Source organism: Leisingera aquaemixtae (assembly GCF_006740765.1).
Classification (GTDB): domain Bacteria; phylum Pseudomonadota; class Alphaproteobacteria; order Rhodobacterales; family Rhodobacteraceae; genus Leisingera; species Leisingera aquaemixtae.
This window is the reverse complement of record NZ_CP041159.1, coordinates 3,695,921-3,710,442: the sequence shown is the minus strand read 5'-3', so window position 1 is coordinate 3,710,442 and position 14,522 is coordinate 3,695,921. Positions and strand designations below refer to the sequence as shown.

Sequence of the window (14,522 nt, the reverse complement as noted above, 5' to 3'; positions counted from 1 at the left end):
GGGGCTCCTGTCTATCCAGTCCAGCCAAGGCCCGCGGCCACGCAGTTCATCGACTGCATCAGCGGGACAGGCACTGTTGAAGGCTTTTCGGCGCGGTTCTCTTGCAGGAGCCGCACTTGGGTCTTGTGGATTTCGCGCAGCATGTTTTCGACGCGGCCAAAGCGGGCGCGCAGCCGCGGGAAGCGCAGTGCCAGGCAGCTGTCACCGGTCAGAAACAGGATCGCGTCGCAGGCCAGCTGATACTCCTTGCGGATGGACCCAAAGATGCGATCCCGGATTTCAGCGTCCTGCACCAGCGTGGCGTAACCGGCGGCAATCTCCATGTCGCTTTGCAGCAGGGTCTTTTCGACCTCATCCACCACCAGGCGGAACAGCGGCGAATTTGCGAACATGTCCTGCAGCACCGCCTCGCCGCGGGCACCACGAAATTTGCGGAAGCTGGCAACCGCAGAGCCGAAACCGTACCAGCCGGTGATCATGTGGCGGTTCTGCGACCAGGCAAAAACCCAGGGGATCGCCCGCAGATCCTCCAGCGAGCCGGCCCCGAAACGGCGGGCAGGGCGCGAACCGATCTTCAGCATCGCCAGCTCCTCCACCGGGCTGGCCTGTTGAAAATAGTCCAGGAAACCGGGCGCGTTCAGCAGGTTGGAATAGGCCGCCTGGGACATGCCTGCGAGTGCCTCGAAGGCGTCATCGAAGTCCGGGTTCACCGGCGGGGTGCCGTCTTGCAACGAATGGCGCAGCACCGAAGAGGCCATCAGCTCCAGCTGGTGCAGGGCGGTGCCGCGGTTGGCGTATTTGGAGCTGACCACCTCGCCCTGTTCGGTAATCCGCATCCGGCCCGCGATGGTGCCCGCAGGCTGGGCGGCAATAGCGCGTTCGGCAGGTGCCCCGCCGCGGGAGACCGAGCCGCCGCGGCCGTGGAAGAACACGGGCTTCATCCGGTGTGCCGCAAGGGTGCGGGTAATCAGGCGTTGCGCCTTCTCCAGCTCCCAGGTTGAGCAGAGGAAACCGCCGTCCTTGTTGCTGTCGGAATAGCCCAGCATCACCTCGATCCGGCTGTCGCTGGATTTCAGAGAGCGGCGCGCGAAGGGCACGTCCAGCAGGCCGTTCAGGATACCGGGCGCGGCGCGCAGGTCGCCAATGGTTTCAAAAAGCGGCACCACCTTGAGCGCGGCCTTCTCGGCGCCGAACCCGGCATAGCGCGCCAGCAGGTAAACCCCTAGCAAGTCATCGGTGGAGCGGGTCATCGACAGGATGAACGGCCCCATCGCCTGCGGGTCCTCCCCTGCCCCTGCATCGCGCATCAGCCGCAGCAGTTTCAGCAGCTCGCCGCTCTGCGGGCTCAGCTCATCCGGTGTCATATAGGGGAGCGAGGCGCTGCCCAATTCTCTGCGCAGGCGCGCCGACCATTCCGGGCTGCCAAACTCAGGCACTTCGCCCGAGCGCGCCCATATCTCCGTCAGTGTCTCCGTGGTCACGGTTGAGTTTTGACGCACGTCCAGCGTCACCGTCCGGAAGCCGAAGACATCAGCCTGCCAGCGGATCGGGCGGACATAGCGGGCCGCCAGGCGGTTGGCGCCGATTTCCTCAAGCGCCGCTTCCACTTCTGTCAGGTCGGTAACGAAATCGCCAAGGTGCTTATAGGCGCCAGTGCCCTCGGCAGCAGTGGCCCTGATCCGCGCCAGGATCGCGGTCAGCGCCTGGCGGAAGACTTCGCCGGGATTGCGGGCGGACAGTGCTGCGGCGCCGGGTGCTGCGGCAATGACCTTCGCCAGCCGGGCAGAGGTGGTTTCCGGCAAGGCAAACACCGCCGCCGAAATGGAAATCCGCTCCGCCGCGGTGGTCAGCGCCTTCTGATAGCGTTCCAGGATCGCTGCGCGGTTCGCGGTCAGGGCTGCTGCCGTGGCCTCCACCGTCACATTCGGATTGCCGTCGCGGTCGCCGCCGATCCAGGAATGGAATTTGAGGCAGGGCGCATCGGCGCTCTCGCCCAGCCTTGGTTCGGCCGCTGCGATGTAGCGTTCAAACAGCTGCGGCACCGCCTCAAACAGGCTGTCGCGGAAGAACTGCAGCCCCCATTGGATTTCATCCTGCAGGCTGGGCCGGTCGCGGCGCAGCTCGCCCGTCATCCACAACAGGTCGATTTCCGAGCGCAGATCCGCCAGCAGGCCCGCCCGCTCGCGCGGGGTCCAGCGCTTGGCCTCCAGCGACACCAGCCCGCGGTATATGCGGCGGTGGATTTCCAGGATGGTGACGCGCTTGGCCTCGGTCGGATGCGCGGTCAGGGTCGGGCCGATGGAAAACTGGCTGGCGACCTCCTGCAACCGTTCGGGCGTTGCCTGCTCCCCGGCCAGATCCAGCGCGCGGGCAAAGCTGCCTTCGACCACTTCGGGCCCGTCCTGGGTTTCGGCCATGCGGCGGTCGCGCATGGCGGCGTTTTCCTCGACGATCTTCAGCAGCTGGAACCAGATATTGAACGCCTGCATATAGGCGGTCGCGGGCTGCCCGCCGGACAAATCCCAAGCGGTTTCGGATACCGCCTTTGCAGCAACCTCCGGCGCGCGCTGGCGCAAAACATCCAGCCACAAGGCGTGGAGCTCATTGCGAAGCCCGGCGGCGTAGCCGGTGTCTTCGACACCCTCATGGGCGGTTTCAGCAGGATCTCCCATCACATCACCCGGTCGCGCGGTTCGCGCCCAGCAAAGAAATCGGTCAGGTTATCCAGCACGCGAAAGCCCATCGCCTCGCGCGCTTCGCGGGTGGCGCTGCCCAGATGCGGCAGCATCACAAGGTTGTCGCAATCCATCAGGTCCGGGTTGATGCGCGGCTCGCCGTCGAACACATCCAATGCGGCGCCGCCGATGGTTTCGAACCACAGGGCGCGGGACAGGGCCAGCTCGTCGATCACCTCGCCGCGGGCCGTATTAATAAGGAAGGCGTCCGGCTTCATCAGGTTCAGCATCCGGGTATTGATCAGATGCCGGTTCGCAGCGCCGCCCGGGCAGTGCAGAGAAACAAAATCGCACTGCGGCATCAGGTCTTCCAGGCTGTCGACCTGGGTGGCGTTGTAGCGGGCGAGGGTATCGGGGGACACGCGGGAGCGGTTCTGCACCACGATCTTCATGCCAAAGCCGTGGTGGGCGCGCCGGGCCATCTCCTGGCCAATGCGGCCAAAGCCGACGATACCCAGCGTCTTGCCGGAAACCTTGGTGCCGACCAGATGGGTCGGGCGCCAGCCGGTCCATGCGCCGGCGCGCAGCTCGCGCTCGCCTTCGCCCGCACGGCGGGCCACCATCAGCAAAAGCGTCATGGCGATATCAGCGGTGCATTCGCTGAGGACATCCGGGGTGTTGGTCACGGTCATGCCGTGGCCGGCCGCACCGTGCATATCAATATGAGAGTAGCCGACACCGTAGTTGGCGAGGATCCGGGCCTGGGGGTTGGCGATATCAAAGGCCTTGGCTGAGATCTTGTCGGTCACGGTCGGCAGCACTGCGTCATAAGATGTCATCGCATCGCGCAGCTCGTCCTCAGTCAGGGGCTTATCGCCCGTGTTCAGCACAGCATCAAACGCCTCGGACAGCTGTGCCTCAACTGCGGCGGGCCAGCGGCGGGTCACCAGAACCTTGGGCTTTGCCATGATATTAACTCCCTGACGTGCTTGTGCTTTGTAAATGCGCTCCACCCCCGCCATTGCCCCAGGCCAGGGGTGGAGCGTTGCGCCTGTCCCGTTGCCGGATCAGGCGGCGTTCTTTTTCATCACGCTTGCGATGGTTTCGCCGATCACGGCGGGGTTTTCGGCAACGGTCACACCGGCCGCCGACAGGATCTCCACCTTCTCGGAAGCGCTCTCGCCAAAGGCCGAGATGATCGCGCCCGCGTGGCCCATGGTGCGGCCCTTGGGTGCGGTCAGACCCGCGACATATGCCACTACCGGCTTGGTCACGTGATCGCGGATGTACTCCGCCGCTTCCGCTTCCTGCGGGCCGCCGATTTCACCGATCATTGCAATGACCTCAGTTTCCGGATCCTTCTCGAACCACTCAAGAATGTCCTTGAAGGAGGAGCCGTTGATCGGGTCGCCGCCGATGCCCACCGAGGTGGAAACCCCCAGCCCCAGCTCTTTCAGCTGCGCCGCAGCCTCATAGCCCAGGGTGCCGGAGCGGCCGATGATGCCCACGGTGCCCGGCAGGTAGATGTGGCCCGGCATGATGCCCAGCAGCGCCTTGCCCGGCGAGATGGTGCCCGCGCAGTTCGGCCCCGTAAGGATCATCCGCTTGTCCTTGGGATAGCGGTACATGTAGCGCTTCACACGGATCATATCCTGGGCCGGGATGCCGTCGGTGATGCAGACGCAGTATTTGATGCCTGCATCCGCCGCTTCCATGATGGAGTCGGCTGCAAACGGCGGCGGCACGAACACCAAAGAGGCATTGGCGCCGGTGGCCTCAACCGCTTCTTTCACGGTGTTGAAGACCGGCACGCCCTCGACGGTCTCGCCGCCCTTGCCCGGCACCACGCCGCCCACGACGTTGGTTCCGTATTCGATCATGTCCTTGGTGTGGAAGCGGGCGATCTTGCCGGTGATGCCTTGAACGATGACTTTGCTGTCGCGATCAAGAAGGATGCTCATTTGACGGCCCTCACACGGGTGTTTTGATCAAGGTCGTTTTTCCACGCGCCGACGGCCCGCTCAGCGGCTTCCATCAGCGAGGATGCGCGGATCAGCGGCAGGCCGCTTTGCGCCAGGATCTTCTGGCCTTCCTCGACGTTGGTGCCGGCAAGGCGGACCACCACGGGCACGTCGACCTGCACCTCCTTCAGCGCCTGAACGACACCTTCGGCCACCCAGTCGCAACGGTTGATGCCGGCAAAGATATTGACCAGAACCGCCTGAACATTGCTGTCGGACATCACCAGGCGGAACGCCTTGGCGACCCGTTCGGGCGTGGCACCGCCGCCGATGTCCAGGAAGTTGGCAGGCTCGCCGCCGGCCAGTTTGATGGTGTCCATAGTCGCCATCGCCAGGCCCGCACCGTTCACGATGCAGCCGATGTTGCCCTCAAGCCCGACGTAAGACAGGCCGCGGTCCGCCGCGCGGGCTTCGCGCGGGTCTTCCTGGGACTTGTCGCGCAGCTCGGCAATCTGCGGGTGGCGGAACAGGGCGTTGTCGTCAAAGGTCATCTTGGCGTCCAGCGCGATGACCCGGTTGTCCGAAGTGACCACCAGCGGGTTGATCTCAACCATGGTGGCGTCCAGTTCGGAGAACGCCTGGTAGCAGCCCTTCAGCGTGCGCACCATCTGCTGCGTCAGCGCCGGTTCAATGCCCAGGGCAAAGGCAATCTCACGCGCCTGGAAATCCTGCAGGCCAACGGCCGGCTCGACGGTTGAGCGCACGATGGACTCGGGCCGCTCGGCAGAGATCTCCTCAATCTCCATGCCGCCTTCGGAAGAGGCAACGATCATCACCCGCTGGCTGGAGCGGTCCAGCACAAAGCCCAGATAAATCTCGCGGGCAATCGGTACTGCACCCTCGACATAGACACGGTAGATGCCTTTGCCCTCGGGGCCGGTCTGGTGGGTCACCAGTTTCTTGCCGAACAGGTTCTCGGTCGCCTCATAGATCTCGGCTTCGGAATTGCACAGCTTGACGCCGCCCGCCTTGCCGCGGCCGCCGGCGTGGACCTGGGCCTTGACGATCCATTTATCGCCGCCCAGCTCCCGCGCGCGATAGGCCGCCTGCTCGGGGCTGTAGGCCAGCGCGCCCGGCGGAACGGTCACGCCGAAGTTGCTCAGAACTTCCTTGGCCTGGTATTCGTGGATATCCATGGTTCTCTCCTCCTCATGGATGCCGGAAAACGTTACTCAGCGGCCTCAAGGGCTGCGGAGTAGTGCCTGTCGAGCAAGGCGTTGACCGCTGCCATGTCGACGTTTGCGCCCATGTCGTTCATCGCCTTGCCGAAACGGTTGACGATGTCGGTGATGGCCGCCGGGGTGATCTGATTCAGGATGCCGATGCGGACCTGGACTGGCTCCGACAGGGTCGGCCAAATGCCAAAGCCCACGGCGCGGCAGTTGCCCACCAGTTCCTTTTCCTTGCCGGCCAGATCGCCGGGCAGGTTCAGAACCACCAGGCTGGTCATGTTGCTGGTCACATCGCAGCCCATGGCGGTGACCGCATCACGCAGTGCTTTCTCGTGGAACGCATAATCGCGGGCCTTCTGGGCGCGGCCATGCTGCAGGGTAATGCGCAGCGCCTCGTGGAAGGCGGCAACCGCATAGCCGGAATGGGTGCGGTGGTAGGTGCCGGCCGCAACATCCTGGCCGTCCACGATGCCCCAGTGGCGGGCTTCCAGGATCGGGTTGTGGACATAGGAATGGCAGCCGTTCTCACGCACGGTCTGGATGTATTTTTCGGTGAAGGACACCGGCGCATAAGTCAGCGGCAAACACAGCACGCCCTTCTGCGGGCAGGAGGCCCAGCCGGCAACGCCCGGGTAATCGTCGATCGAAAAGTCTTCGATGCCCAGCGAGGACACCGCGTCGATCAGGCCCATCACGCCGTGCTTGACGCAAGCGTCCGAAAAGCCTTTCAGGTCGTTAATGCGGCCGGAGCCGGTTTCCCAATGCGCCATGAACGCCCACTTTGGTTTCTTCTCACCCAGCACCTGCTCCACCAGCTTGCCGGATACCGACTCGCCATGCGGCACGTCGACCACGGTGACGGAGGCAGGCTGCGGGTTCATCGGATTGGCAGCCAGCTCCTCGCGGGTGGCGGCCTTCATCCGGATGGTCATTGCGTCGATGCCAGAGAAGGTGCCATTCTGGAAGGCAACCACGGTGTCGCCCGGCAGGATCGCGTTCAGCATACAATCCAGGCCGGAGAAGCCGGTGCCGCCAACCCCGTAGGTGTAGGTGTTGGAAGTGCCCCACAGGCCGCGCAGCATCTGCTTGCACTCGATCATGCCGCGCAGCACGTCCGCCTGCATGTGGTCAGCCAGGCCGGTGTTGGCAAAGGCCTGCAGCACGCGGGGGTCGGTATTGCCCGGGCCAGGGCCGGCGGCCAGGGTCTCCGGGATTTCCAGGCTGGGGAAGATCGTGGGTTCTGTCATCGGGTCAAACCTCTGTTGGTGTGCGGTTGCCGATGCGCCGGAGGTCACGGGCCTTCTTCGCTGCGGGAAGGTTTGTTTCCTGACGGTCAACATCTGTTAACGCAAGGAAACCCTAGGTCGACAAAACCCGCAACATTCCTATATCCTGCTTTTGGGTATCTAAATGGGGGGCAAGTTACCTACCCAAACTGGTAAAAATACCGTTGCATACCAAAACTGACCCTACCCATTAGGGTAGTATTTGACAAAAAGGCACCAAATGGCTCCGATAAGCGACAAAGTTTCCCCTATTTCGGTCATGCTTGCTGACGCAAACCCGCTGGTGCTGTCGGCCATGTCCGAGATCTTCGAAAGGGACCCCCGATTCTCGCTGGTCGCCACCTCCGCCACCGCCGAAGGTTTCCTCGGAACCGTGATGCGGGTGCCGGTCCAGGTCGGGATCATCGACTGGAACCTGCCCGCCCTTGGCGGTGCCAAGCTGATCGAGGTGCTGCGCGACCAGGCCAACGCGCCGCGGCTGGTGGTCTATGCCGACGACAGCGGCGACGTGCCGCGCAAGGCGATGAGCGCAGGCGCGGCCGGCTTTGCCCCGCGCTCCAGCGCTGTCGAGGGGCTGCTCGACACTTGCCTGGCCGTGGCGGCGGGCAAGATGGTATTCCCCTTCCTGGACGTCCGCGGGCTGCAGACCGATCCGATCGAACAGCTGTCGCGCCGCGAGCGCACGATGCTGGAGGCGCTGTCCAAGGGGCTCACCAACAAGGAGCTTAGCAAGGAGCTGGAGATTTCCACCAACACGGTGAAGTTCCACCTGTCGAACCTCTACGAAAAACTCTCGGTCAAGAACCGCGCCCAGGCGATTGCGTTCTACTACGCCAACCGCGCCGCCCGGGGCGATTTCAGCCTGGAGGAATAGCCCCGGTTCGCCGCCCCGCGCCTCGCACGCGGGTGCGCACACGCGTACGCACGCGAGGGCGCGACGCGCGGGCGCGCTCCCGCGCGAATGTATTTAAATGAAAACTTTTTTCTTGACAGGAAACGTCCTCATGAGGAATGCCTAGAGAGGAGAGGACGAAACCCCATTGCGAATGAGGAGCGCACCCATGTCGTTTCATACCGTCGAACAGGCCCCCGGCCGCCTGAACCGCAGCGAGCTGGCAATCCCCGGATCCCAGCCGCAGATGTTTGAAAAAGCAGCACAATCTGACGTCGACGTGATCTTTCTGGATCTCGAAGACGCGGTTGCGCCGGACGAAAAAGACCAGGCCCGCAAGAACATCATCAAGGCCCTGAACGAGATCGACTGGGGCAAGAAATCCATGTCGGTGCGAATCAACGGCCTCGACACCCACTACATGTACCGCGATGTGGTCGATGTGGTTGAACAGGCAGGCGAACGCCTCGATCTGATCATGGTCCCCAAGGTGGGCACCGCGGCGGATGTTTACGCCGTCGACATGCTGGTCACCCAGATCGAAGATGCCAAGGGCTACAAGAAGCGGATCGGCTTCGAGCACATCATCGAGACCGCGCTTGGCATGCAGAACGTGAGTGAAATTGCCGCAGCCTCCAAGCGCAATGAATCGCTGCATTTCGGTGTCGCCGACTATGCCGCTTCGACCCGCGCCCGCACCACTATCATCGGCGGTGTGAACCCGGATTACGCGGTGCTGACCGACCCGGCGGCAGACGGCTCGCGCGATGTGCACTGGGGCGACATGTGGCACTACGCGCTGGCCCGCATGGTGGTTGCCGCGCGCGCCAACGGGTTGCGGCCGATCGACGGCCCGTTCGGCGACTTCCAGGACAAGGAAGGCTACAAGGCCGCCGCCAAACGCGCCGCGGTGCTGGGCTGTGAAGGCAAATGGGCGATCCACCCGAGCCAGATCGAGCTGGCCAACGAAGTGATGTCGCCGTCGGACGCGGAAATCACCAAGGCCCACCGCATTCTGGAAGCCATGGCCGAGGCTGAAGCCGCCGGCAAGGGCGCGGTATCGCTGGACGGCCGCCTGATTGACTACGCCTCAATCCGTCAGGCAGAAGTGCTGGTGGAGAAGGCCAAGCAGATCGCCGGCAATTAAGCCGCCGTTCTGCTTCAAGACCTTGCGCCGTCCTGGCTTGAGCCGGGGCGGCTGAACTCGACTATACTTGGGAGATCCGGATGACCGAGTTGCTGACCACCGCCAGGGCCCTGTTCCAGGCCGCTGTCGACCGCGCAGACCCGGCCAAGGCCCTGCGTGCGCAGCTAGAGTTGTCACCGCTCTCCCCCCTGCCCGAAGGCGGCAGAAACGTGCTGCTGGCCGTGGGCAAAGCCGCCATCCCGATGATGCGGGAGGCACTCGCGCTGATCCCGGATGCAGCCCAGGCATTGGCAATCACAAACCCTGAAAATTACACGGAAATTCCTGGCGCCACGGTGATTTGCGGCGCCCATCCGGTGCCGGATGAAGCCAGCGCCGCCGCCGGTCAGGCGGCTATTGAACTGGCGCATTTGCTCGGCCCCGATGACCGGCTGATCGCGCTGATTTCCGGCGGCGGTTCCGCCCTGATGGTGGCCCCCGCCCCCGGTCTGACACTGGCGGACAAGGCTGCGGTGAACCAGCTGCTGCTCGCCTCGGGCCTTGAGATCAACGAGATGAACCTGATTCGCCAGCAGCTGTCGGGCATTAAGGGCGGCGGATTGCTGCGCCATGCCGCGCCTGCTCAGGTGCAAGCCTTCATCCTATCTGACGTGATCGGAGACGACCTGCGCGCCATCGCCTCCGGCCCCACTGTGGCACCGATCGGCACCCGCGCTCAGGCACGGGAGATCCTGCAGCGCGCCGGCATCTGGGACAATGCGCCAGCGGCCGTCAGAACGCAGCTCAGCACGGCTGAAGAGGTCCGGGACGTCCCGCCCCCGGCCAGCAACACATTGATCGGCTCCAACCGCCACAGCCTGAAGGCGATGATGGCCGCGGCGGCAGAGGTTTGGACCTGCAAGCTGGTCTCCCACCGCTTGGTGGGTGACGTGGCAGAGGCTGCTGAAACTGTCGTCACTGCTGCGCAAAATGCCCCCAAAAACAAACCCGTCGCGCTCATCTTCGGCGGCGAAACCACCGTGCAGCTCCGCGGCAGCGGCCTCGGCGGGCGCAACCAGGAACTCGCTCTGCGCGTCGCCAAACTGGGCGCGGAACGGCTCAGCGGCGACTGGCTGTTCCTGTCCGGCGGCACTGACGGGCGCGACGGGCCGACAGATGCCGCCGGCGGTATCGCGACCCCGGCCACCTGGGACGCCATCAAGGCCGCAGGCCTGGACCCGGAGGCGCTGCTTGCCAACAACGACAGCTACGCCGCCCTCAAAGCCGCGGACGCGCTGCTGATCACCGGCGGAACCGGCACCAATGTGGCCGATGTGCAAGTTTTCCTGAAACGTCCAGGCTGATCAGAGCACCCGCTCTTTCATCTTTCTGAAAATACTCCCGTCCCGCCGCCCGGCAGGCGGCTTTGCCGCCGAAAGGGGCGGCTCCTGCGGCGGCAACAGACGATGCGCTCAAGCCGTGGCGCGCTTCTCGCCCCACTCGGCCAGATCGTTCACCAGCATCATCGCCACCCGCCGGAACACCTGGCGCAGCCGCTCCACATGCGGCCCCTCCAGTTTCAGCTCGGCCAGCGCCTGATCCATGCACTTCAGCCAGTTCTCGGCGTCTTCTTCGGTGATCGGCACATGGGCATGCATCAGCTTCACATCCATATGCCCGTGCTTTTCCTCGTAGTACCGGCGCCCGCCCATGAAACCGGACAGGAAATTGAACTGCTCGATCCGGGCATGATCCATCCCATGCCCGCGCTTGTGCAGCTTGACGATCTGCGCGCCGGCCTCGGTTTCCTCGACAATATCGTAGAACCGCTCGACCAGCGCACGCAGCATCTCTTCGCCGCCAATCTGCTCAATCAGCTTCTGAGCCATTTAACCTCCCAGCCCCGCAAACGGCCGGCCTCAGGATTGAGGCCGGGTCTTCTTGGGGTCGTAATGCGCAAAGGGTACGATTTTGGCCGGCAGCCGTTTTTGATGCCCGTCAAGCTTGCCGATTTCAACTTCAGTCCCAACCTCGGAACAAGACACGTCCACCCGCGCCAGCGCGATGTTCTTGCCCAAGAGCGGCGAGCGCATGGACGAGGTCACCTCCCCGATTTGCGCGCGCCCGATATGGACGCAGTCGCCATGGCCAACATCAATCGCCGAGTCGATGTCCAGCCCCACCAGCTTGCGCGCCGGAGTGGTCTTGCGCCGGATCAGCGCATCGCGGCCGATGAAGTCATCTTCTTTCGACTTCAGCGGCACGGTGAACCCGATGCCCGCTTCAAACGGGTCGGTCTGATCGCTGAAGTCGTAGCCGGCAAAGATCAGCCCGGCCTCGATCCGCACCATGTCCAGCGCCTCCAGCCCCATCGGGCGGATGCCGTGGTCCTGCCCTGCCGCCCAGACCGCATCAAACACTTCGCTCGCGTGCTTCGGGTGGCAGAAGATCTCGTACCCCAATTCGCCGGTGTACCCGGTCCGCGATACCACCACCGGCACGCCCTGATCATCACCAATCCGCGCGGGCGTGAAGCGGAACCAGCCCAGTTCCTCCAGCGCCGGATTGTGCGGTGCGGTCCAGATGATCTTCTTCAGCAAATCCCGGCTTTCCGGGCCTTGCACCGCGATATTGTGCTGCATATCGGTCGAAGACCGGATCAGCACGTTCAGACCCAGCTTCTCCGCCTGCTCGCGGATCCATTCCCCGCCATAATCCGAGCCGCCGATCCAGCGGAAGTTGTCCTTGCCCAGGCGGAACACAGTGCCGTCGTCGATCATGCCGCCATGCGGGTAGCACATCGCGGTATAGACCACCTGCCCCACCGCCAGCTTCTTGATATTGCGGGTGAAAATATACTGGCAGAGCGCCTCCGCATCCGGACCGGTGATCTCGAACTTGCGCAGGGCGGACAGGTCCAGCACCACGCATTTCTCGCGGCAGGCCCAGTATTCCTCCAGCGGCCCGGAACTGGCATAGCAGTTGGCCAGCCAGAACCCGTTATACTCGACGAAATTGCGGGTCAGCTTGCTGAGACGGTCGTGGAAACCGGTTTCCTTGGTCATCTTGGGCTCCGATTCAGGGGTCGCGCGGAACGCAATCGCCCGCTTGAAACTCTCTTGTCCGCTGTAGGTGCGGACGTGAATGTCGGTGGGGTTCCAGCCATTGGCGGCGCTGGTGTCATCCGGGCAGGCAGAGCTGACACAGACCAGATCGGTCAGCGCCCGCAGCAGCACATAGTCGCCGGGCCGGGTCCAGGGCTCATCGGCATACATCACGCCATGCTCATCCAGCCCGGTGTTGAAGAAGAAGTTGATCGCCATCCACCCCGCGCGCGGTGTCACCCCATGCTGGGCCAGCGTCGCGTTGAAGTTATCCGAGCAGTTCACATGGCCCGGATAGCCGATGTCATCGTAATATTTTGCTGCGCAGGCCAGGGCAAAGGCATCATGCCGCCCCACCGTGTCCTGCACCACTTCGACCAGCGGCAGCATGTCCTGATCATAATATTTCGCATGCAGTCCGGGCATCGGATAGGCATGGCCCATCAGCGTCCGGGTGGTGGTCACATCCAGCGCGTGCTCCACGCCCTTGTCCAGTTTGCGGGCGGCAAAACACTGAAAGTCGGTGCACTGGCGGCCATCCACGTCAATGATCTGGATGTAGTCGCCGGCCTTCACGAAATAGCTTTCCGCGGTGGCGCTGTGCACCCGCACCTCATTGACCGGCTCGGCCAGCGGGTCCGGCAGTTCAAACCGCGCCACCTGCTTGATCACCGCCCGCTTGACCATAACCGTCAGGGAGGTGGCCGTATCCTGCTTCTCAAAATCCATGATCCCGCCAGGGGCCGCAACGATCACGACGCCGTCGCGCTGCGCGGTAAAGCTCTCCTCCGTCTTGGCAGGCGTCGCCGCATCAAACAACCGGACCGCGCCGCCCTGCGCCAAGTCGATGCCGCGCGCTTCCATCCCCATGCGCAAACCGCGCAAGGACTGGTCCGAGGAGGTCAGCAGCGCCTTCAGCCCGCTTGCATCGCTATTGGGCGCCGCGCCGATGATCCCCGCGTCGATGCGCCCCTTGTCCTCTGCGGCAATGATCTCGCAGGGCTGGCCGCCTTCGTCATTGATCACAGTCACCCTGTCGCCGGTTTCCAACCGGATCAGGATCGCGCCGCAGCCCTCGACCACGTAGCGCTCGGTTCCTTTCGGCAGCGAAAACACCGACGGCTGATACAGTCCCGAAGGCTTCGGCGGCCCTTTCACGACATCAGGGAAGCTCATGTCATTCATCGCGCATCTCCTGCTGAACTCCGGCCAGAAATTGCACAGCCGGAATATTTATTTATTGAAAAGAATATTGCCTTCCGCCACTCTAATCAACAAACATGTTGATTTTCAGCGGAAAAACGGAAAATGCCCGGGATGCGTCATTTTCCTCGGGGTGAATGCCGCAAACGAAAGGATAACCGCCATGCACGCGCTGCTCCTTGGCCTTGCCGCGGCCCTTGCCTGGGGCATACATGACCTTTGCGTGCGGTTTGTCTCACAAAGAACCGGTATCCTGCCTGCCATGCTGACCGTTTTTGCCAGCGGGGCGATTCTGGTAGCCGCCGCAGCTTTTGCCTTTGGCAATTGGCAAGCGATGACCCTGCCGGCGGCCCGGCTGGCAGGGCTGTCCGGCGCGATCTTTGCCCTGGCGTCCTATGCGCTCTACCGCGCCTTTGCGCTGGGGCCGGTTAAGCTGGTGGCGCCGCTGATCGGCGCCTACCCTGTGCTGTCGCTCGGCATGGCAATGCTGCAGGGCCAGCCGGTTGGCCCGGGCCACTGGCTCGCCGTCGCGGCAGTGGTTGGCGGGGTCGGCTGCATCGCGGTTTTCGCCACAGAAGACGACGGAAGCCCGGCCAGCCTGCAGGCGGCGGCCTGGGGGCTGGCCGGCGCCATCGGCTTCGCCCTCACCTTTGCCACAGGCCAGGCCGCCACCCAGGCAGGCGCGGAACTGCCGGTTCTGATCGTGACCCGCACCGCCGCCATCCTGATCTTGCTGGGCTTGGCGCTCGCCGCCCGGGCGGTTCAAATGCCTGCCCGCAAGATGCTGCCGCTCCTGTGCCTGATGGGCGCGCTGGACGCATTTGCGCTCGGGCTGGTGTTGTACTCCGGCACCCTGCCCCGGCCTGAATTTGCCTCGGTCGGCGCGTCCTTGTTCGGCCTGGTCACCGTGGTTCTGGCCTGGCTCGTGCTGCGCGAAAGCATGAACCGCGCACAGTGGATCAGTGTTGCCGTCACCTTCGGCGGCATCGCCTACCTGGGCTTCTGACCCCCAGCTCATTCATCTTTCAAAAAGGGGCTCCGCC

At 63.7% G+C, this 14,522-nt stretch carries 11 protein-coding genes; 4 read left to right on the top strand and 7 right to left on the bottom strand.

Annotated features, from left to right (window positions below):
* Positions 1-11 precede the first annotated feature (11 nt).
* From R2C4_RS19805 to R2C4_RS19785, 5 genes are all read right to left on the bottom strand, one after another.
* Entirely contained in the window at positions 12-2,672 is a 2,661-nt protein-coding gene (locus R2C4_RS19805) for a phosphoenolpyruvate carboxylase (protein ID WP_141891932.1), read from the bottom strand.
* Positions 2,672-3,643, bottom strand: coding sequence for a 2-hydroxyacid dehydrogenase (locus R2C4_RS19800; RefSeq protein WP_141891931.1), 972 nt, complete (start codon positions 3,641-3,643; stop codon positions 2,672-2,674). Before R2C4_RS19800 ends, R2C4_RS19805 begins: the two co-directional genes overlap by 1 nt.
* Before the next feature lie 99 nt (positions 3,644-3,742).
* On the bottom strand, positions 3,743-4,636 hold the full coding sequence (sucD, locus tag R2C4_RS19795; protein ID WP_008556966.1) for a succinate--CoA ligase subunit alpha: 894 nt from the start codon (positions 4,634-4,636) through the stop codon (positions 3,743-3,745).
* Positions 4,633-5,832 carry a malate--CoA ligase subunit beta gene (locus R2C4_RS19790; RefSeq protein WP_058285466.1) on the bottom strand — a complete coding sequence of 400 codons (1,200 nt, stop codon included), beginning with the start codon at positions 5,830-5,832 and terminating at the stop codon, positions 4,633-4,635. Before R2C4_RS19790 ends, sucD begins: the two co-directional genes overlap by 4 nt.
* Positions 5,833-5,864: 32 nt before the next feature.
* On the bottom strand, positions 5,865-7,115 hold the full coding sequence (locus tag R2C4_RS19785; RefSeq protein WP_141891930.1) for a pyridoxal-phosphate-dependent aminotransferase family protein: 1,251 nt from the start codon (positions 7,113-7,115) through the stop codon (positions 5,865-5,867).
* Between the two features lie 298 nt (positions 7,116-7,413).
* Between R2C4_RS19785 and R2C4_RS19780 the strand changes: the two genes are divergently transcribed.
* From R2C4_RS19780 to R2C4_RS19770, 3 genes are all read left to right on the top strand, one after another.
* Entirely contained in the window at positions 7,414-8,028 is a 615-nt protein-coding gene (locus R2C4_RS19780; RefSeq protein WP_141891929.1) for a response regulator transcription factor, read from the top strand.
* Between the two features lie 187 nt (positions 8,029-8,215).
* Entirely contained in the window at positions 8,216-9,193 is a 978-nt protein-coding gene (locus R2C4_RS19775) for an HpcH/HpaI aldolase/citrate lyase family protein (RefSeq protein ID WP_058285463.1), read from the top strand.
* Between the two features lie 80 nt (positions 9,194-9,273).
* The gene (locus R2C4_RS19770) at positions 9,274-10,536 is read left to right on the top strand and encodes a glycerate kinase type-2 family protein (RefSeq protein ID WP_141891928.1); all 1,263 of its coding nucleotides are present in this window, start codon (positions 9,274-9,276) and stop codon (positions 10,534-10,536) included.
* A gap of 108 nt (positions 10,537-10,644) precedes the next feature.
* Here R2C4_RS19770 and R2C4_RS19765 read toward each other — a convergent pair whose 3' ends face one another.
* Together R2C4_RS19765 and tdm are read right to left on the bottom strand one after the other, a co-directional pair.
* On the bottom strand, positions 10,645-11,061 hold the full coding sequence (locus R2C4_RS19765) for a group II truncated hemoglobin (protein WP_141891927.1): 417 nt from the start codon (positions 11,059-11,061) through the stop codon (positions 10,645-10,647).
* Positions 11,062-11,091: 30 nt separating this feature from the next.
* Positions 11,092-13,461 (bottom strand): trimethylamine N-oxide demethylase, encoded by a 2,370-nt coding sequence (gene tdm, locus R2C4_RS19760; protein ID WP_141891926.1) that lies wholly within the window; start codon positions 13,459-13,461, stop codon positions 11,092-11,094.
* Between the two features lie 181 nt (positions 13,462-13,642).
* Between tdm and R2C4_RS19755 the strand changes: the two genes are divergently transcribed.
* Positions 13,643-14,485 (top strand): DMT family transporter, encoded by an 843-nt coding sequence (locus tag R2C4_RS19755; protein WP_244940757.1) that lies wholly within the window; start codon positions 13,643-13,645, stop codon positions 14,483-14,485.
* The last annotated feature ends 37 nt before the right edge of the window (positions 14,486-14,522 follow it).

Bases quoted from the DNA above. Each gene is read 5' to 3' on its own strand.
- tdm (WP_141891926.1), bottom strand. From the start codon at position 13,461: ATGAATGACATGAGCTTCCCTGATGTCGTGAAAGGGCCGCCGAAGCCT.
- R2C4_RS19770 (WP_141891928.1), top strand. From the start codon at position 9,274: ATGACCGAGTTGCTGACCACCGCCAGGGCCCTGTTCCAGGCCGCTGTC.
- R2C4_RS19805 (WP_141891932.1), bottom strand. From the start codon at position 2,672: ATGGGAGATCCTGCTGAAACCGCCCATGAGGGTGTCGAAGACACCGGC.
- R2C4_RS19790 (WP_058285466.1), bottom strand. From the start codon at position 5,832: ATGGATATCCACGAATACCAGGCCAAGGAAGTTCTGAGCAACTTCGGC.
- sucD (WP_008556966.1), bottom strand. From the start codon at position 4,636: ATGAGCATCCTTCTTGATCGCGACAGCAAAGTCATCGTTCAAGGCATC.
- R2C4_RS19800 (WP_141891931.1), bottom strand. From the start codon at position 3,643: ATGGCAAAGCCCAAGGTTCTGGTGACCCGCCGCTGGCCCGCCGCAGTT.
- R2C4_RS19785 (WP_141891930.1), bottom strand. From the start codon at position 7,115: ATGACAGAACCCACGATCTTCCCCAGCCTGGAAATCCCGGAGACCCTG.
- R2C4_RS19775 (WP_058285463.1), top strand. From the start codon at position 8,216: ATGTCGTTTCATACCGTCGAACAGGCCCCCGGCCGCCTGAACCGCAGC.
- R2C4_RS19765 (WP_141891927.1), bottom strand. From the start codon at position 11,061: ATGGCTCAGAAGCTGATTGAGCAGATTGGCGGCGAAGAGATGCTGCGT.
- R2C4_RS19755 (WP_244940757.1), top strand. From the start codon at position 13,643: ATGCACGCGCTGCTCCTTGGCCTTGCCGCGGCCCTTGCCTGGGGCATA.
- R2C4_RS19780 (WP_141891929.1), top strand. From the start codon at position 7,414: ATGCTTGCTGACGCAAACCCGCTGGTGCTGTCGGCCATGTCCGAGATC.